The sequence below is a fragment of the Sphingobacterium sp. Ag1 genome, assembly GCF_000988325.1.
Lineage (GTDB): Bacteria > Bacteroidota > Bacteroidia > Sphingobacteriales > Sphingobacteriaceae > Sphingobacterium.
Genome location: NZ_LBGU01000043.1, coordinates 582,719 through 602,986, shown reverse-complemented (window position 1 = coordinate 602,986; position 20,268 = coordinate 582,719). Strand labels below are relative to the sequence as shown.

Sequence of the window (20,268 nt, the reverse complement as noted above, 5' to 3'; positions counted from 1 at the left end):
CTAATGAATCATCCCATCGCTATGCCTAATCATTGACTGATGAAATTATTGATGGATGACGTCAATTAAAATAAATATAGATCATGATCATAACGATCGCCAATCCTGCCCAGGTCAGCCAAACTGATCGAGATTGACCAGACTCGCGACTAGGCGTTCGGTCAAACAGGGTCGGTATTTCCGAATGCTCCTTGGATTTAGTCAAGAAAGACACGGCGACAACGACCACGCTCAAGGCTACAAAAATATAAAAAGAAAGCATTAAAAAATGAGGCCAGTACCCTTGATAAGGATAATTCATTACATGGCAAATACCCAGTATCAAACAGATCAAACCGCCACCATATAGCACAACCTCTGCGGCCGTACTATTGATTCCGCGCCAGATGACTCCCCACAGAAAGACCACCGCCAATGGTGGAGCAAGAATCGAAACTAAACCCTGTGTGAGATCAAAAAATCCTTTTCCGGAATAAGAAAACAGCATCGCGATCGCAATACCTGCCAATGCGACTAAGACAGTCACCCATTTCCCCATCCGCCTTTGCTGATTACTATCCAGTACTTTAAACTGCTGGACAACGTCCAATGTAAACACCGTACAGAATGAGTTTAAACTCGATGATACGGTATCCACGAGCGACGCAATCAATGCCGCAATACTTAATCCCAGTAGACCGTGAGGCATCAATTGTTTGATCATGGTAATATAGGCATTGTCTGGTGCGGTATCTTTGAACAATACAAAGCACATGATGCCGGGCAGAATAAATATAATCGGCATAATAATCTTAAGTGCCCCAATAAATAAGGCACCATATTGTCCTTCTTTTAAATCTTTCGCTGCCAGCACCTTCTGTACGATCGTCTGATCGGCACACCAATAATATATGGCCACTACAGGGTATCCCAAAACAATACCTACCCACGAATATTCGGGATTGGAAGCCGGCAAAAATAACTTCCAGTACGACGCTGGTGTCTGACTGATCAACGTTTCGAGCTGGCCGATCTTTTGAAAGCCCAAGAAGGTCAGTATAATCGACGATATAATAATGATTACAGACTGGAAAACCCCGGTACGAACCACAGCCTTCAATCCTCCAATTGCCGTAAAACTGGTTGCGATGGCACCGATTATTAAGATCGCTGTAAACAACTGACAACCAAATATCCCTGATATAAGCAACCCTCCAGCATACAAGGCACTCCCCAGCCAAACAACCAAAATGGAAATAAGGCTATACACGATCAGGAAATTGTATGATCTTTTACCGAAGCGAATCAATAGAAACTGGGGAATCGTACTAATCTTGGCTTTCAGATAGTAAGGCAAGAACACCATAGCCAACAGCATCAAAAAGATCCAAGCCAACAATTCGAAGTTGCTGGCGACTATCCCATGAGAAAAACCAATACTTGCAAATCCGATCAACATCGTGGGTCCAGCATTGGCACCAAAAATGGAAAAACCAATCTGCCACCATTTCAGAGAACGCCCACCAAGAAATATGTCCTGCTGATTTTTCTCTCTCCTGGAAAAACGAAACCCCACATACAAAAGAACCAACGCGTATGCTATTAAAACCAAATAGTCAATGTAATTAAATGTTAAGTTCATGATCAGGTTTGTTTTTTCTGTATTACATACTAACCAGCGGATTATATCCAGGAACATCTGCTTTCATCCAGACCTGTTCCCTTATTATTTTATTTTCTTTCAAACAATACTCCCAATTGATCCGAACAGGTAATCCTTCTGATTCAGGTAAATGAAAATGTCCTTTTTCCAATGATGGTTTAATCAAGAAATACTTTTCTAAACCATACATCAAGGAATATAGGTACTCGATCATCCCCCTTTCACTGGCCGTAGTCATTAAAAAGCTCGAATATAAAGAATAACCACCAGAAGAAAGCTGCAAATTGCGACTGGTACATAAATCTCGTACTTCCATCCATTCCTTTATTCCCCCGAATTGTGTCGGAACAGGCTGTAAGTGTTTTACTCCACAGTTGGCCAACATGGGAAATATCTTGGATGTGCGCTCGGATTCACCATAAGCAACTGGAACGGTTGTCCGCTTACAAAGCTCTTCAATCTGATCATATGCCGCAGAATGTATCGGTTCCTCGAGCCAGGCTAATTCTTTTTCACCAATGGCATCCAGAAATCTAAACACTTGTTCGCAAGACCAGATCTGATTGACATCCACAGCGATCTGCATATCTTTCCCCGCCAGTTTGCGTACATGTTTCACACGTTCAATATCGGTAGCTATATTTGTCCCAAAATCTTTTCCGATCTTCATCTTATAGCAGTCCACTCCAGCATTCAAAAAGAGTGCGACTTCCTTTTCCAATTCTTGCAGCGTATAATTGGTGCCGCCGCCACTTCCATAAATCTTCACGGTGTTGCGATTTCCGCCAATATAACGGTACAAAGGCAGTCCACTTCGTTTAGCAGCCAGATCGTGTAAGGCCATATCGACCTGCCCTAGTAGCGCCGACGCCGCCCCCTTGAAGCCTTCATTTCGAATGGACCAATACAGCTTAGGAAAAAATTCCTGATAAGACATGCCTTCGCAATGAAATAATATCGGAAATAGGCAGGTCTCCAAAATATTGGTATAACTATTATACACGGGTGCTTCACCGACAAACCCCTCGGCATCTTCAATACGGATGATCGATAGACCAAAGCTCGGAAAAGGTCCCATGGTTGCGTCCTGGAAAGGAGTTATTGTTGCGACGGGTGCCAACACCCGGATACTGATTTTTTGGATATTAAAGGTTTCCAGATCTATACTATTCATCTATTATCATTAACGTTTGGAGGATTTCGTTATAAATATCTTTTGGCAATATGCCTTGGTTGATTGCGTTGAGAGAACGATGCAGTTCGCGCTGATTGGCGGCGCCTATGACCATTTTAAAGGGAGCATCAATATTCAATAAAAATTGTAAAGCTAATACATCCAGCGATAGGTTATATCGTTCCGCAATAGCCTGTATTCGTTTTGCCTGTTCAACCGTCAGCACATCCAACCACTCGGGCACTAGCAGGGAAAAATCTTGAAATTTACGTCCCAATAGCCCCATATTTAGCGGGCTCGCGGCATAGTATTCCATTCCCTTCTGCTCACAGATTGGGATAGAGCTATGAAGTGCCGCTATGTTACATGCGTTTAATGTATTGTATTCCATAAGCACATCGAATTGTCCTTCGATCAGGTATGGCATAAACCAGCTTGGAGGGTTCCCTCCTATTCCAATCTTTTTGGCCAGCCCTTGCTCCTTAAAACACTGCATATCCGAGACTACTCGCCCCACAATATCAGCCGTCAAGACAGCAGGCTCATGCAGAAACAGTACATCTACTTGCGCCAACCCTAATGTCTTTAAACTCTCCTCCACACTTCGCTGCATACCAGCAGTGGAATAATCATACCGTGCTTCGGTTGCCACATAGCTTTTTAATCGTCCTACTTTCGTACTAATGGCCGGTTTTGTACCATTCCATTGCAATAAAGCCTGTCCCACAAAGTATTCCGCATCGCCGTAAGCTGCGGCCGTATCTAATGCACAGATTCCATAGGATAAAGCCTCATGTATAGCTTGAATGGACTCCTCGGGTTCTACGGCTCCCCAAACACCACCCAAGCCTGCAGTGCCCAATATTATTTTATCTATTCCCGGATTGTGCATTTTATTTCAGTCAAAATTTATAGCATCTAAATTACTAAGAAGCAACCATATAATCTTTAAGATTAATGGTCAATACCTTGAGTGCTTTTGTGATATGATACTCCACGCCTTTAAGCGAAATCCCCAGCTGTTGGGCGATATCTTTACCACTGATATATTGCTGTCGACTCAGTTGGAACACCGCCCTTGTCTTTAAGGGCATTGCATCGAGCGTCTGCTGTGTTATTTCCCTGATTTCCTGGAGGAAAACCCGTTCTTCATTGATATCGTTTAAGCTGTCTATACGAAGCTGCAATTCCCACTCATCCCAGTTATCCAGGGGTTCTATCAATTGTCGATGGATCCGCTGATGTTTCAAATAATCCAGCGCCTTATTTTTTATAACTCGTAAAAGAAAACACTTGGGAGACAACAGTGTCTCCTCTTGCATCCGTTCCCAAGTTGCCAATAATGCATCGGCGGTGATATCTTCCGCTACCGCATCTATATGAACAAAAGACTTTGCGAATAGAAAAGACCGCTGGTGATATTCTTTAAATAATTGATCAAAATGATGTACTATCTGCTTCATTACATAACTAAGGCCACAGGAAAAATCAAATCCCATTTATTTTTATGTAAAGTTTCAAATATGCCGGCGACACAACTAGGTCAAATTTGACCATTATCGGTGTTTTATTTGCAGATGTTTCATTTTTGTCGTTCTAATTATTATACGATTCCAAATACGATGTTAGCATTAAAAATGAGCGTAGTGAAACAAAAACAACTGCGAACAATGAAGTCCACAGCTATTTTGAATCGTTAAGGTTGTAAGCTTTTACTTGATTTTATCCAGGATCAATACTGCTCCCGCATCAGGTTCAAGTGTCAGATTGAACGCATTGTTTTTTAATGTAAATTCCGTTCTATCGACTGTATTTTTAGCCAACCCCTGCTCACCTTGACTCCACAACTGCGCTTTGAAACGATTAACTGTTCCGAGAAAGGAAAGATCAATTTTGAGATCCTGTTTTACCTTTGCTCCAAGCATCGCAACGTACCAGCGATTACCCAAGCGACGTGCGATAATACCGCATTCACCAATAGCCGATTTGAGTACTTTAGTTTCATCCCATGTGACAGGAAGGCTCCGATAGAATGTCACCGCGTTTTCAGATTCATCGATCAGCGTTTCGTGCTCTCCTCCGGCTCCACCCGCCTTATGTGGCGCATCTGCTGGACGATCATACCAATAGATAAACTGCCATGGACTATATAACATCACCGCTTTGGCCATTTGGGCCGCCTTCCCGCCCATTTTGGTATTTACGCGAACAGCATGGTAACAGTTGGTATAATCACCAGCTCCCGCGATAGCACGAGTAAACATCGTGATCAGACTTTGCTCGGTGCTCGGTGATTCTTCATCGCCACGGATACCTTCTTGCGTAATGAGATTGGGAAAAGTCCGTGAATACCCAGTAGGTCGGTATTCATCGTGTACATCTACCATTAACTTATATTTTGCGGCCTTACGGATCGCTTCGTGCAACCAAGCTGTAGCCTGTTGACTACCGACGTTGACAAAACCAAATTTAAGTCCTTTGATACCCCATTTCTGGTAAATCGGTAGGATCTGATCCAATTGTTTTTCCAAGGCCTTTTTATTGACATAAAGTAAAATGCCTATATTTTTCTTACGCGCATAATCAATTATCGATTGTAAATCCAATGGACCTTTGGAACGTGCTGGGTCGACATCTACACGAGACGCATCTGATGCCGTAGACTCTTCTGGGCCATACCACCCCGCGTCAAACTCGACATAATCAATCTGGTTACGTGCGGCAAAGTCAACAGCAGCAATCCCGCCTGCTGTCGTTAATGTTACTTCGCGCAATACCTTACCGGGTTTTATCCAAGAGCTATTTGCTATCTCATTGGGCTTATTTAAATTGAGGATGAAATAGTTATTCTCAACCAATTCTCCCGCTGTCTTTCCAACCATCACATAGCGCCACGGACTTTCATAGGCTGCTTTATCAAGGTCTACCGGTCCAGACAATGCAGATTGAACAATATAACCTTTCGGGTCAGCCTTATAAGTAAACTTCATGCGTGCAAAATCAACCAATGCAGCCTCCCCTATCGCCATAAATAATTGCGGTGCCGGATTAACGACCAAAGGTCTTTCAAACTCACCCTTCAGCTGGCTTAATGTCGTTTTTGTATAAGCACTTTGTGCCGCTCCCGCAATCCAGGTTGTAGCATCGCTATGAAACTGGAAAGCCGTAGATTCTGATTTGATGGTTGATCCAGAAAAGTCACTTTTATCAAATCCATATTTTAATGCGATTCCCTCATCGTAAAGCCTCACATAGAGCCGCATTTTTTTGTAGTTTCCACTGGACTTTACTTGTAGCTCCAACAGATTATAGTTGTCCTTGATGTTGTTACGTTCACCAAAAAGAGGTTTCCATTTCTGACGCACGGCCTTTCTGTCGCTCTTTATCACCTGCCAGCTACCTTGGATTATATTTTCGGTCCAGTCAAAATCCAAGATCTTGATATCCGTCATCATTTGGGAAGCTGAAGATAATTGTATCGTATTGTTACCCAAAGCGATATTAACCTCTGCCGATAGAACCTTATTTGGACTTTCCAATCTTAATTTTTGACCTTGTACAATTATAGCACAGGATATAAGTAAGGTTATTAAAATCGATTTAAACATAAATTAGGGTTGAATATATTGATGTATGTTTCTTATAATAAAAGACTTCTTCATGTTAAGACGTATGAAACCTATCATACCCTAGTAAATGGTAGGAAAATAAAATAATCCAGCTCAAATCAGTTTCAGAAATAATAGGTCTTTTGAAATGCCTTATAACAGCTATTATTTCACTATTTTAAAAGGCAATTCCCCAACATAGACTTTAAAATCTTTAAACCAGCCAGGTGCATCCTTTTCCATTCTCGGTAATACACGGATTCCGGCGATGGACTTTACCGCCCCAAGATCAATGACAATCTGATGTGGGTAAGCATCCGCTTTCCTTGTCTTCCAATAGGTAGACTCCTGCAGATCAAAAACTTTATCAGCCGTATAGTTTCCATCTTTTATTTCCTCACTATCGGCATAGAGGACTTTCCAATTTTCTCGCGAGATATCATGGCCATCTGCCCCAGTCAGATTAAGTTCGGCAATTGCCAAAGCACTTTTTTCTTGCTGACCGGAAAGCAATTCAAGACAGACATAACGTCCTTTGGCCGATTGTGGAAAACGGATCATTTTCCAGCCATTTCCCGATTCCGCCTGACCACTATAGATCGCCTGCGCTCCACTAAGATCCAACCGCTCATCATTCTTGCGATGTAAATTTGATTCCAAAAGATGAAGCTGATCCAAGATCGGTTGATCCAGTCCTTGTATAATAGGTGATTTTGTACCTTTCAAATCGAATACGATAATTTCATTCTTCCCTTTTTTCAGCCAACAACCCGGCATGTACAAAGTCTGCTGCGGGCCTATTTCCCAAAACCGGCCAATCGAATGCCCATTCACCCATACCATGCCTTTTCCCCAATGTTCCATATCAATAAACACATCACCAGCCTTTTCAAGTGTAAAACTCCCTTTATAATAAGCTGGAGACTGAACACTGCCGGTTTTATTTTTAGTATAGTTCTTTTTCTTTACAAAATCATAATCAGGAGGGAATGAATAAACATTCCAATTTTTAATCTCCTGGCGCCCCTTGACTGTAATTAATTCTACTTTTTCGGTAACACCTTTCCGATCATAAATTGCGTCTCCAAAATTAACACGTCCCATTGCCTCAACCAGAATATCCAGTCGGGAGGTCTTTTCTGTTCTTGGAAGTTTTACGGTATTTTCTCCCTTACGACGATCGAGAGTCCCAATCAGCTGGCCATCCAAAAATACCTGCGCCCAGTCATGTACTTCATTTATTTCAAGTGAAGATTCTCCCGTAATGACAGGCAACGATGACCGGTACAAGATTGTTCCCCACCCCTGATCAAAAAACTCCATGGGTTTAATATCATTGGACACATGAGGACGAGGCAGATTGTCAAAAAGTAACGCTGACTCAACTAATTTAAATGCAGGAATACGGATAGTAGGAATCTGATCAGGAACAGCTGGAAGTTCTTTTTTGTCATCGGAATAACGACCTAGCAGCGTGCGAAGTTCAGTATATTTTGGTGTTACCCAACCAGCCTCACTTATCGGAGCATCGTAATCATAGGAGGTACACATGGGTGAATAGGCCGGACTGTTCGCTCCACCCCAATGTCCGAAAGTTGTCCCACCATGGGTCATATACAAACTAAACGAAATATGGTTATCCAACATTTCTTCAATACCTTGAATCATCGTTTTTGCATTTCGAGTTTCATGCTTACGGCCCCAATTATCAAACCATCCGCTCCAAAATTCACTGCACATCAGCGGTTGGGTTGGAGCGGCCTTTTCTAATGCAACAAACTGTTCTTTAATATTTGCACCTGTACCAAAATTGACAGTCCATAGCAAGCCATCCAATGCATTGTTTTGAAAAGTAGATGACCAGTCACATTGAAATAAAGGAACGGAAGAAAAACCAGCATCTTTAACAATGTCCCTAATGGAAGCGATATAGGCTTTATCAGTATTAAAAGCACCATATTCATTTTCCACCTGTACCAAAATGATATTTCCACCACGATCGATCTGCAGATCCGCCAATTCCTCGCCAATCTTATGCAAGAAAATGGAAGTACGTTGAAGAAAATAAGGATCTTGAGTCCTCAACTTGATATCCTTTTTCTTCAGTAACCACCACGGTAATCCACCCATCTCCCACTCGGCACACACATAGGGACCAGGACGCAAGATAATATACATGCCATGCTTTTGCGCCAAGCGGCAAAAGGCAGCAATATCATTTTGTCCCGAAAAATCAAATTGATCGGGCCGTTGCTCATGTATGTTCCAAAATGCATACAAGCAAATCGTATTCATACCTAAAGCCTTACACATTTCGATGCGATGCTCCCAATAAGCTCGCGGAATACGGGTATAATGCAATTCGGCTGCCTTAATCAAAAAGGGCTTTCCATCCAATAGAAAAGTTTTGTTTCCCAGTTGAAAATTGTGGGGTGCGACAGTAGCGTTTTTAGGTTGGGCGAAAGCCATATACTGTAGTCCCAAGATCATTTGAAGCATGAAAACAAAAAATGTCTTCCGTTTGCGCATGGAATGTTTTTTAGATTTTATAGGGTTCATTGTCTATTTAAAGATTATTTTTAAGAATATCTTGTTGCTATTTTATGGATTTATTCGCCATTAAAGTAAATGTACAAATCTGATGCTATACGATTATTCCGGTTTACGGTCGATGCCCCATTGTTTATTAGGCTCATCATCCAATTCCAAAACCAACGCTCCCCCCTTTGTCAGTACTTCATGATCAAACCAGGCACTGGTCCAATTCTTACCATTTAGTTTCGCCGACTTGATATAGGGAGCCTTCGCCGTTTTACGAACGGTTTTAATTTCGAAAGTCTTACCTGGATAATAATCTGGATTTAGGTGAATCGTTATACGTTCAAATATCGGTGCTGTAATCTGCCAGGTAGGCTGTTGAGCAGCTCCACCTTGGAAATCAAAAAGTCCCATGGCCATTAAAGCGCCAACCGAGCCAAATTGCCCCTGGTCTTCATCGCCATGATAGCCATCTTGTGGACTTACCGATGTGAACAAGGTCTCTTTAATCGCATGCACCCATTTCTGTGTCAGCCAAGGTCTATTGGCATAACTGAACAACCAGGGCATGCCTACTGCAGGCTGATTCTCAAAATCTATCCAAGCTGTTCCATGCAAACCATGTGGAACAACATAATTGGACGCTGCGCCCTTAACAAATTGATCATTCAAACGATCACTGAATGCCTGGTCACCCCCACTAAGTCGAATGAGTTCCCAGGGGTCCTGCGGCACGTAATAGGAATAGATCATACTGTTAGATTCGCAAAAACCTTTGGTCGCAAATTCCTTATTTGTACCTATTGGTTCAAAATCCTTTAACCAGGTACCATCGATCTGACGTGGTCGAATCAGTCTAAAACTACTATCCCATAGATTTTTGTAATTCTCTCCGCGTTTCAGGAATTCTTTTGCCTCTTGTTTTTTAGCCAAGGATAACGCCATCTGCCCAAGACACCAATCCTGGTAGGCATATTCCATCGTCATGGATGCGCCATCTTTGTGCATCCCATCACCTGCAATATCTTCCGGTACATAACCGTTTTTAAGATAATAGGTCATTCCCCCTCCTAAAGGATTGTTCCGATTATGTTCATAACCTGCATGGTCGCGTATACCGCCTAAAAAAGCATTCTTTTTCAAACCTTCCCAGGCTAGATTGATATCCCAATTGCGTATTTTGTAATGATAGGCCGACACAAAAAATGGTGCTGCAGGATCTCCAATCATTACAAAAGTATAATTACCGCCTGATGGCCCTCTGGGGATCAACCCTCCATTTTGATACATATCCAACATCGTGTTACAGAATCCGTCAACAATCTCCGGATAGGCTAGTCCCCAAAGTTGAGACAAAGACCAATGCGCTCCCCATAGTCCATCGAAATTATAATGTGCATAGGGCTTACCATGTATGTTCAACCTCGTTTGTTTTATCCGCGATGTTAAACCTGTATTATCGCAATAGGAGCCATCGACATCGCTTATTGTACGACGTCCCAATAAGGCATGCCATAGGTCAGTGTAAAAACGTTGCTTGGCTTGCAGATCTTGCGTCTTTATTTCTATTCTATTCAATAAACCATTCCATTCACGCCGCGATTCGGCAACTACTTGATCAAAATCCCAATGTGGCACCTCAGTTTTCATATTTAACCTTGCTCCATTTTCATTCGTATAAGAGAGTGCGACCTTCATTAACAGGGGCTTTTCAGAGGGCGCAAAATTCAACCAGGCGCCAATACTACTTCCAGCAATTGAATCTTTGGGGATGTTGATTTTAACTTTATTTTGCCATTTGCCCAAATAATCGATTTTATCGGAAAATTGGGCCACAAAATAGACTGTAAATGGTTTAGGTCTACGCATGGTACTGGCCATGGTTACTGTTCCTGCTATCTCGTAATCATTTACCTTATGTAATTCTGCCGTTTGAATTTTGTCCATTAAAGTAGCTCCAAGGTCAAAGTAGACACCACGTATCGAGTCTTTTGGAAAAAGATACCGATGCATCCCAACACGGGTGGATGAAGTGAGTTCTGCCTGAATTCCGTAGGTCTTAAGCTTTACAGCATAATAGCCCGCTTTTGCAATTTCATCTTGATGACTGAATTGAGACTGGTAAACATCCATGCCCAATTCACCTTTTGGCGTGCCCGTAAAAGGAAGTACAGCTAGCCCATAAAGCTGCCAGCCATGAATATGACTAAAACATCTGATTTTGTTATCATCGTATAAATACCCGTTGTTCCAGTCCCCACCTGTGCGGGTATCTGGCGATAAGTTTACTAAGCCAAAGGGACGGGTTGCCGTGTTGAAAAAAAACCAACGACTTGTCTGCGTACCTGCAAGCGGTTGCACGTAATCTACCGTTTCCAAAGCTTGCTGTGCATTGGCCTGCAGTCCATAAACAATAAGGCTTAAAAGAAAAAAAATATACTTCATCTTATTACTGGATTATTTTATTTAAATACCGTATGTTATCCTTGATATTGTGAAGGTAAAACACCAAATTCTTTTTTGAACTCTTTCGCAAAATATTTACTATCCATAAAACCTACCATCAAGGCTATTTCCGAAATCGTATATGCCCTTTGTTCAAGTAAAAATGCAGCTCTTTTTAGTCGAACTTTTTTAGAAAATTCATTGATTGTCATTCCTGTTAATGCCCTAACTTTGCGGTAGAGGGCTGACTGACTCATCGCCATTTTCTCGGCAAGATGTTCAACATCAAATTGTCCAGTAGCTAGACCGGTTTCAATGGTCGAAATAAATTTGGTCAGGAATTCTTCATCCACTGCATTGACTACAATATGGCGTGGTCCAACCACAAACTCCTGTCTGTACTTTAATTGGCTTAAATAACGTGATTCCAATAAATTGCTAATTTGCAACAGCAGAATTTCACGATTATATGGCTTAGTGATATAAGCATCTGCACGGCTTTTAAGTCCAGTAATTTGGTCACCCTCTGATGTCATCGCCGTCAACAATATCACGGGAATGTGACTCGTTAATTCATCTTTTTTCAAGAGTTCGCAAAGCTCGATTCCGTTTTGCTTTGGCATCATGATATCACTCACCACCAAATCAGGAATTATACTACGCGCCTTTTCCAACCCTTCCAAACCATCTTCTGCCGTTGATACTTCATAACTTTCTTTCAACAGACTGCATAACAAAGACAATAAGGAGGGATTGTCTTCAACGATCAATATTTTAGCTCTATTGTCCATCAGCTGCTCTTCAAGCCCGAGCCCAATCTCCGGGGTTGGATTTACCACATGTGGTGATACGTTTGTATCTGGTGTCGATTCACCTACTTGATCACAGGGAATGCTAACCGTAAAGGCAGTCATCCCATCCCTACTTTTCACGCCTATCTCACCATGATGCAGTAATACAATATGACGACTCAAGGCCAGGCCAATTCCATATCCAGTTTCCTGATCTTTTTTTTCAATTTGAAAATAGTTTTCAAAGATCTTTTCAAAATGATCAGGATTTATACCCTTGCCTTTATTCCTAACAGTGACAAGCAATCGGTTAGCTTTTTGCTCCAATTCAAACGTTATTTTCTCGCCTGGGCTCGTATATTTCAGTGCATTGCTCAATAGATTGAACAATACTTTTTCAAATTGGAAGGGATCCAAGCCAACCACAACATCATTCGCTAAGTTATTATAATAAAACAATAGACCCCGATCTTTGGCTATTTGTTCAAATGGCCTTACAATTGGCTCTAAATATGCTGCGAGCGACACATTGGTTTTATTGAGCGTCAAATGTTTCGACTCAGCTTTTCGGAAGTCCATCAATTCGTTGACCAAACGCAATAAACGTGTAGCATTATCTTTTGCCATTGCTAGATTATCGGCTAGATTTCGGTTGCCTTTAGCCAGTAAGATAGCATTTTCAATAGGAACCATGATCATCGTCAGGTGAGATCTGATCTCATGCGAGATATTGGTAAAGAAGTTCAATTTAAACTGTTGCAGCTCCTGTTCTTTCTGTCGTAATTGTTGCACATATATATAACGAATTACCATAAAGACAATACTCCCCAAAACAAGTGCGTAACATAAATAAGCCCACCATGTTCGCCAAATTGGTGGTAAAACCTCAAAATCAATTGAATTGACAGCACTCCAAACACCAGCGTTGTTTTGTCCCTTTACGAGAAGCCGATATTTACCTGCGGGCAGGTTCGTAAATGTTGCCTGTCCATCATCGACATTCGTCCAATCTTCCCCTATTCCCTCCAACTTATAAGCATATCGATTTTGGTTTGATCTAATAAAATTTATAAGAGAAAACTCAATCGTGAAAATATTCTGTTGCGCTGTAAATGTTATATTTTTCTTGTTTTTACCTCTGGGTTCTTCTAGAATACCATTCGCCAATCGAATCCCTGTGAATACTATCTTTCCCGCTGTTGAATTTTCGATTAATTTTTCTGGTTCAAAATAGGCCAATCCATCTAAGCTGCCGAGATACATTTTTCCGTCTAGTATATGAATTGCAGAATAATTGAATTCTTCACTTTGAATACCTTCAATGTCCCTAAAGCTTCGCAACCCATGGCGATTAGTATTCAGCCTATTCAGTCCTGACGGCGTCGAAATCCATAAATTTCGCTGTTTATCCTCACACAATCCAACGACACTATTATTTGACAATCCGTTTTCTTTGTTCAATCGATAGATTTTTTTCCCAGAAAGATTGTAACCAATTAGTCCATCATAAGGACTTCCCAACCATACTATTCCGGAATGATCTTCCAAAAGACAGGTAAATCCAGTGCTATCTTCTAAAATCTTCTCGAGATGGTCACGAATTGGTTCATAACTGTAGAGCTTCTTTTCGGTCAGTATCCATATTTTTTGATTTGCACTTTCTTTAATAGATATAATGGTTTCATTTCTAAAAGCTGTTTCAATCTTTTTAGGTGTCACATCAATCGGTTCCGAACCACCCATCTTATAAATTCGATTATAACCAAGTCCACCGATCCAAAAAAGCCCATTCCGGCCTTCATATATAGCCATGATCGCCGAACGCTTCGTTTTATAGCTATCTAAACCCAGATTGTAAGTTAGTGGCACATCAGTTCCCCTTTTGATGAATTTTAGTCCGCCTCCACTTGTTCCAATCCATACATTACGCTGTGAATCAATAAAAATAGTCTTAACGAAATTATTGAACTCAAGCGATTTATTTGCAAAATGATAGTGGGTCACTTGATGTGTTATCGTATTTAGTTTACTCACACCCCCACCTTCCGAGCCTATCCACAAATTCCCATAAGGATCACTGTTGATGGCCCGAATGACCTGATGCCGTGCTAATAATGCGGGATACTCGCGCAATAAATCGTGAAATACTGTCCTGCCGACATTAAATATATTCACACCGCCATAGTAGGTCCCGATCCAAAGTAGTCCTTGTCTATCTTCATAAAGCGAATAAACTGAATTTTGACTCAGCGTACTTTTGTTCTGCGGGACATGTTCAAAATTTCGAAATTCTTTACTATTGACATTCAGGAGACTTAATCCTCCTTGTGTTCCAACGGCGAGTTGATGCGCTCCGTATCGGATAACTTTTCTTACAGAATTATGAATCAAGGATTTGACATTTCCGGACTCTTTTTGAAAATTGACCAACTGATTGTTTAAGGGATTGAAACAAAATAGCCCTTTCGACTCGGTTCCAAACCAAATATTACCCAAATCATCTTCCACAATTGATCTTACCGTACTAAGGTCATTATCCAACGAGGAAGGTTTATCAGCAAACTCCAATTTATTCCCTAAGTAGTTTATTTTACTTAATCCTTTTTCAGAGCTAACCCAAATAGCCCCCTTAGTATCCTGGTAAAGGGCCCAAATATCTTTACCTACAAGATGAGCAGATCGATGAAATTTTGAGAATGGTTGAATCGGATTTTTTAGGTGAGACAAATTAAGTATATAGAGTCCGTTATCTGTTCCTATCCAAAGATTAGCTTTATCATCTTCCATTAGACGAAGAACATCGGGGCGCCCGTCTTTACTATTGTTTTGACTAAAACGAATATGAAAAAAACAGTCCCGTTCTTTATCATAAAGATCCAGACCATGATTTGTACCGATCCATAGCCTCCCTTTACGGTCTATTGTGATGGCATTGATATAATCTCCTGAAATACTTGAAGGGTTCGCATTTTGAGTATAAATTTTGAATCGAAGACCATCGTATCGGTTTAAACCATGACGCGTAGCGAACCACATAAAGCCTTCCTGATCCTGTATTACATCCAGAACTCCACTTTGGGATAATCCATCCCTTACATTTAACGAATTAAAATGCATAGGTTGTGCCCCTAAATGGTATAAAGAAAAAAACATGAATGTGAGCAACACCAATGCCACTTTAATACTCTTCATTGCTGTATAATTGGAATCGTCATTAAAAATAACGTTAAATCCCAATAGGTAGCGATCAAAAAGTAAAATTCTCCCATCATTGACGGTATTTTCTACCTTCTTATTCAATCATTATCTCCAATTTTACGCCAATAAAAAATCGATATAACGTTCGATACAATTAGTAAAAATTATGAATAAGTGTTCCTTATTATTTACACTTCTGTTTTCTTGTGCTGTCTTTTCCGGTAGCAAGGCCCAAGAAGTTCGGATGGATTCAACATTTTCCTTATTAAAGAAGGTCGCCGATTGGCAGTGGCATGAGTTGGAAACGGTAGGTTGGAAAAATCACCGAAAAGATTGGACGAGTGGCGCCATGTATACTGGTATGTTTGCCTGGGCACAATACGCCAATAATGTCATCTACTACGATAAACTAAAGGAGGTGGGTGAAATGAACAAATGGCAAATCGGTAAGTATCGCCATTTTGCAGATGATTACTGCGTAGGCCAGCTTTATACCCAATTATATGAAATTTTTAGGGATGAGCGGTATATCCAGGATTTTAGATCCCTGGCCGACACCCTGGTTTCTATTCCCCATAATGAATCCTTAGCATGGAAAAACAACATCTATACCCGGGAATGGGCATGGTGTGACGCCTTGTTTATGGGGCCCCCGGGACTGGGCTATCTGACCGAGGCAACCGGCAATCCGAATTACCTTAACAAATCTATAGCATTATGGTGGAAGTCCACGGCCTTCCTCTACGATAAAGATGAAAGACTCTTTTATCGAGACAGTCGCTACTTCAATAAGCGAGAAAAAAATGGCGCGAAAGTCTTTTGGAGCCGAGGAAATGGTTGGGTTATTGCAGGTTTAGCTCGTTTGATTTCGGCTACCCCCAAACATCATCCAGCCTATGAGCAGCTCAAAAGACTCTTCATCGAAATGGCAGATAAGCTAGCGGCTATACAATATAAGGACGGTAGCTGGCACGCGAGTCTGCTTGATCCTGAAAGCTTTCCAATGAAGGAAACAAGTGGTACAGGCTTTATTGGCTATGCCTTGACGTGGGGAATCAATGAAGGGCTATTGTCTTTTCCGAAATATCAGCCTGTAGTGACCAAAGCTTGGGATGCCATGCGTTCTTCCGTCCACTCGGACGGCAAGTTAGGTTATGTTCAACCCCAAGGTGCCGCACCAGACCAGGTTAGTTACGATGGAACAGATGTTTATGGTGTCGGTGCTTTTTTGTTATTCGGAACCGAAATGTTGAAAATGCTTGCCCAGTTTGACAACAACGGTACAACACATGTTGTCTATAATCCAACCCCTAAGACGGTGACAAGGCAGGTTGAAATTAACCTGCGAAAAGAAAAAGGTACAAAGATCCGATTAAATGAGTATGGTGTACAGGATTTATTCACCGGTGAGAAAATCAAGTATTCAACTACAGAAAGCTCACGCAACATTGTGTTCAAGTTTGACACTGAGCTAGCTCCTGGAAGTAAACGTTATTTTGCATTAAAACCAAAAAGATGATAACCCTTAAAAAATTAACAAGTCTCTGCTTCTTGGCAATTGTCCTTATGACAAATGCCAATGCCCAAAAGAAAACCAAAATCAAGGAACAGCTCCCTTCGGGTTTACAGGACCGTCAGTATTGGTCCAATTTGCTTTATAAGATGGCCTCACCGGTGATTCTTCATTTAGCCAACGGAACCCTTAAACAGCACATGCCTGTGGAAGTGCCGCCTGGTAATAAGCCTGATTTTTACAAGAAAGTCACCTATCTGGAAGCTGTCGGACGTACAATGGCCGGGGTCGCCCCCTGGTTGGCACTACCTGATGACAGTAGCGATGAGTCGAAATTGCGCAAAAAGCTCCGCGATGCACTATTAATCGGTATCCGTAATGCGGTAGATCCACAAAACCCAGATTACCTCAATTTTAGAACCGAAAGCCAACCCATTGTTGACGCAGCTTATATGGCGCAAGCTTTTCTCCGCGCACCAAAAGCACTCTGGGAACCTTTGGATGATATAACCAAACAACGTATCAGAGAGGAGTTCAAAGCACTTCGCACGCGTACAGGAGCGTACAACAATTGGTTGTTATTTGCAGGTATCAATGAAGCTTTCCTTTCCACCATTGGCGAACAAGCCGATCCTGTTCGCGTCGAGTTTGCCAAACGAAAAATCTTGGAATGGTACCAAGGAGATGGTTGGTATAGCGATGGTCCAAGCTTTAGTATGGATTATTATAATTCCTATGTTATCCATCCCATGCTCGTAGACTTTTTCCAAATATTAACGAAGTCCAAAAAAGTAAGACAAGAGGATTATGATCTTGCGGTGAAACGTATGGTCAGGTACGCAGAATTTTCGGAAAGATTCATCGCACCAGATGGCAGCTACCCGCCCTTCGGAAGATCCATTACCTATCGTACCGCCGCATTCCAAGCTTTAGGTCAAGTTGCTCTTATGCACAAGTTACCTGAGTACATAGATCCGGCACAAGTACGATGTGGGGTCTCGGCCGTAATGCACCGTATGTACGATCAACAAAATAATTTTGATAGCGATGGATGGCTTGTCCTGGGCTTCTGTGGATCGCAACCGGACATTGCGGATAGCTACACTTCTACAGGAAGTTTGTATATGGCAACTTTAGGTTTTCTCCCTTTAGGCTTACCTGCAGACGATCCTTTTTGGGCCAATCCTCCTGCAGATTGGACAGCAAAGAAAGCCTGGTCAGGACAAGCATTCAAAAAGGATTACCATGTTGAATACTAATCTGGAGTACTAACACTGGGTTCTGTTCGGAACAGCTAGGAACCTGCTTCGGATCACCACCAGATGTTGACCAGATTCCGATCAACTATTGACCTGTCCCTGACCAGACCTTTTCTGGTCAGGGACAGGTCAATATTGATATCATATTAAGTCAATCGGCGAACATGGTACGAACAGCGTCCGAATACGATCCAAACAGCCAGCATGTATAACTAAGCTGATGGATTGTTTGAGATTCAATACACTTTGATCTTTTGCATACCATTTTTGCGAAACTCAATTGGCCCAGGATAATGATGTTTATTTTTCCTTGTATTTCCGAAGTAGTCTATGTTGAATGATTTTAGGGCTTCGGCTGCACTAGCAATTCTTTGCTGGGGAATAGCAGCGTTCCCAAGTTCCTGAGCAAAGACCGGCATTCTATTTTTATTCGTTTTCCAATCTGATGAAACATTCATATATAGATACCACCCATCTGCCTCTTCGACTACTTTGATATTTGTATCCGAAACGGGATCAACCTGAGGTTCTACCTCCGATTTTGCAGGAGCTGCTCCTGCCAAAAATAAGTTTCCTTTCATCTTGACGGTTAATGGACATTCATCGTACACAGTAAGATCTGCCCGAGTAAATAGATTGTTATAATATGAAACATCGCCGCAAGGACAATCATGAAGCCCCGCAATTTCTGTGCTGTGAGGAGTTAAATACGGTGTTTTGCGTTCATCTACTTTTCCTGTTGGCCAGATCTTCCATGCGATCAGATTATTGATAAAAGCGATTCCCTGTGAAAGCTTCACTTGTGCTAATTCTTCGGATAGAAATAAATTATTATCGACCAAGACGGGGCCATGATTTACCTCCAGAGAGAAATCCTGTACCTTGTTGTCATGCAATAAATTATTTGTGATCCGCGTTCCCTGAGTCATCCAATCCAGCCATATCCCCCCTTCGGTACGATAAATATGATTGTGACGAATCACAACATCCACAGGTGCATGTAGTTTTAATCCAGCAACTTCATAGCCCCAAAATTGTTGATTTAAGCCGATATCACTAATGATATTGTCCGCAATGACGCTATAAATAGCCCCTAAACTTCCCGCAATACCTGCCTGCCCGCAAAATGAAATCCGATTGTTCCTGACAATATGACTACCGATATGGTCACGATTCCAATTATTTTCCAGTGCACGTTCGGTCGTTTTGACAAAAGCTTCTGCAGACTCCGATTTGTTATCCCATGCGTCCCCATATTTTCCCAAGGTTATCCCGACGCACTTTGAATGACTTATGGTATTATCTTCTATTAACCAACCTTTACTCCAATGTGTACCGAGTAAACCAATCTGTTCAGCAGTTGGTGGCGCCCAAGGTGTAGCGGCATGGCTCATCATAAATCCCTTTACATGAATGTAATTGATATAAGGCTTTTCAGGGTAAAAAACAGCCTGACGTACATTAATCTCAACCGTATTTTCATTGGGATTGGCCGCTATAAAATTCGCCCAAATCCGGATTTCTTTTTCATCTACTTTTGCAAACCAAAGCGCTTTATCAGCTTTCGCCAGCAGCATATTTTCTAAAGTTTCGGACTCTCGGAGCGGAATATTGTTCAAGTAGACTTCTCCTGTATGACACCATTTTCCCCGCTCAAGCCAATCACCATGAATTGTGTCTGCGTATGGATTAAATGTGCCAAAGAAAGCATTCGGAATGCTCACCATCCAAGTATTTCGATCGATATGCTTCCATCCCTTGATCACCTCCGAACCTTTGATCTCCACTCGCTCACCAGCAGCAGCCTGATACCGAATCATTTTTTGAGCTGATTCGCCACCACGTGGCGGTGATACACACTCACGATAAATCCCTTCGTGCACAGTAATGACATCGCCTGGTTGCGCTATTTTAGAAGCAGCCTGAATCGATTTTAAGGGGGACGATTGAGCTCCGTTATTGATATCACTCCCTTCCTGGCTTACATGTATTTCCTTATAAGAAGACTGTTTCTGCCCATATAACGATCTCTGCGATATAACACAGCACAGCATTATTCCAACTATCTTATGATAATATTTCATTAATTTCTAACATTAA

11 protein-coding genes are annotated in these 20,268 nt (G+C 41.6%); 2 read left to right on the top strand and 9 right to left on the bottom strand.

Annotation, left to right across the window (positions count from 1 at the left end):
- Positions 1-61 precede the first annotated feature (61 nt).
- The 8 genes from AAW12_RS19880 to AAW12_RS19845 all read right to left on the bottom strand — a co-directional run bounded on the left by AAW12_RS19880 (position 62) and on the right by AAW12_RS19845 (position 15,498).
- Positions 62-1,621 (bottom strand): SLC5 family protein, encoded by a 1,560-nt coding sequence (locus tag AAW12_RS19880; protein WP_046675585.1) that lies wholly within the window; start codon positions 1,619-1,621, stop codon positions 62-64.
- A 22-nt stretch (positions 1,622-1,643) separates the two neighbouring features.
- On the bottom strand, positions 1,644-2,816 hold the full coding sequence (locus AAW12_RS19875; RefSeq protein WP_046675335.1) for an enolase C-terminal domain-like protein: 1,173 nt from the start codon (positions 2,814-2,816) through the stop codon (positions 1,644-1,646).
- Positions 2,809-3,708 (bottom strand): aldo/keto reductase, encoded by a 900-nt coding sequence (locus tag AAW12_RS19870; RefSeq protein WP_046675334.1) that lies wholly within the window; start codon positions 3,706-3,708, stop codon positions 2,809-2,811. The genes AAW12_RS19875 and AAW12_RS19870 overlap by 8 nt, the downstream gene beginning before the upstream one ends.
- Positions 3,709-3,742: 34 nt before the next feature.
- Positions 3,743-4,279: an RNA polymerase sigma-70 factor gene (locus AAW12_RS19865; RefSeq protein WP_046675584.1), complete on the bottom strand. Its 537-nt coding sequence runs from the start codon at positions 4,277-4,279 to the stop codon at positions 3,743-3,745.
- Positions 4,280-4,528: 249 nt separating this feature from the next.
- Positions 4,529-6,424 (bottom strand): glycoside hydrolase family 97 protein, encoded by a 1,896-nt coding sequence (locus tag AAW12_RS26090; protein WP_046675333.1) that lies wholly within the window; start codon positions 6,422-6,424, stop codon positions 4,529-4,531.
- A 165-nt stretch (positions 6,425-6,589) separates the two neighbouring features.
- Positions 6,590-8,953: a beta-galactosidase gene (locus AAW12_RS19855; RefSeq protein WP_197084113.1), complete on the bottom strand. Its 2,364-nt coding sequence runs from the start codon at positions 8,951-8,953 to the stop codon at positions 6,590-6,592.
- Between the two features lie 123 nt (positions 8,954-9,076).
- The gene (locus AAW12_RS19850; RefSeq protein ID WP_046675331.1) at positions 9,077-11,407 is read right to left on the bottom strand and encodes a GH92 family glycosyl hydrolase; all 2,331 of its coding nucleotides are present in this window, start codon (positions 11,405-11,407) and stop codon (positions 9,077-9,079) included.
- Positions 11,408-11,442: 35 nt separating this feature from the next.
- Complete coding sequence (locus AAW12_RS19845) at positions 11,443-15,498, bottom strand: hybrid sensor histidine kinase/response regulator transcription factor (protein WP_046675330.1); 4,056 nt, start codon at positions 15,496-15,498, stop codon at positions 11,443-11,445.
- A 64-nt stretch (positions 15,499-15,562) separates the two neighbouring features.
- On the opposite strand from AAW12_RS19845, the gene AAW12_RS19840 reads away from it, so the two are divergent.
- Complete coding sequence (locus AAW12_RS19840) at positions 15,563-16,915, top strand: glycoside hydrolase family 105 protein (RefSeq protein ID WP_084823246.1); 1,353 nt, start codon at positions 15,563-15,565, stop codon at positions 16,913-16,915.
- Positions 16,912-18,168 (top strand): DUF2264 domain-containing protein, encoded by a 1,257-nt coding sequence (locus tag AAW12_RS19835; protein WP_084823245.1) that lies wholly within the window; start codon positions 16,912-16,914, stop codon positions 18,166-18,168. The genes AAW12_RS19840 and AAW12_RS19835 overlap by 4 nt, the downstream gene beginning before the upstream one ends.
- 236 nt (positions 18,169-18,404) lie before the next feature.
- Here the strand turns inward: AAW12_RS19835 and AAW12_RS19830 are convergent, their stop codons facing one another.
- Entirely contained in the window at positions 18,405-20,252 is a 1,848-nt protein-coding gene (locus AAW12_RS19830) for a right-handed parallel beta-helix repeat-containing protein (protein ID WP_053003842.1), read from the bottom strand.
- Positions 20,253-20,268: the final 16 nt, after the last annotated feature.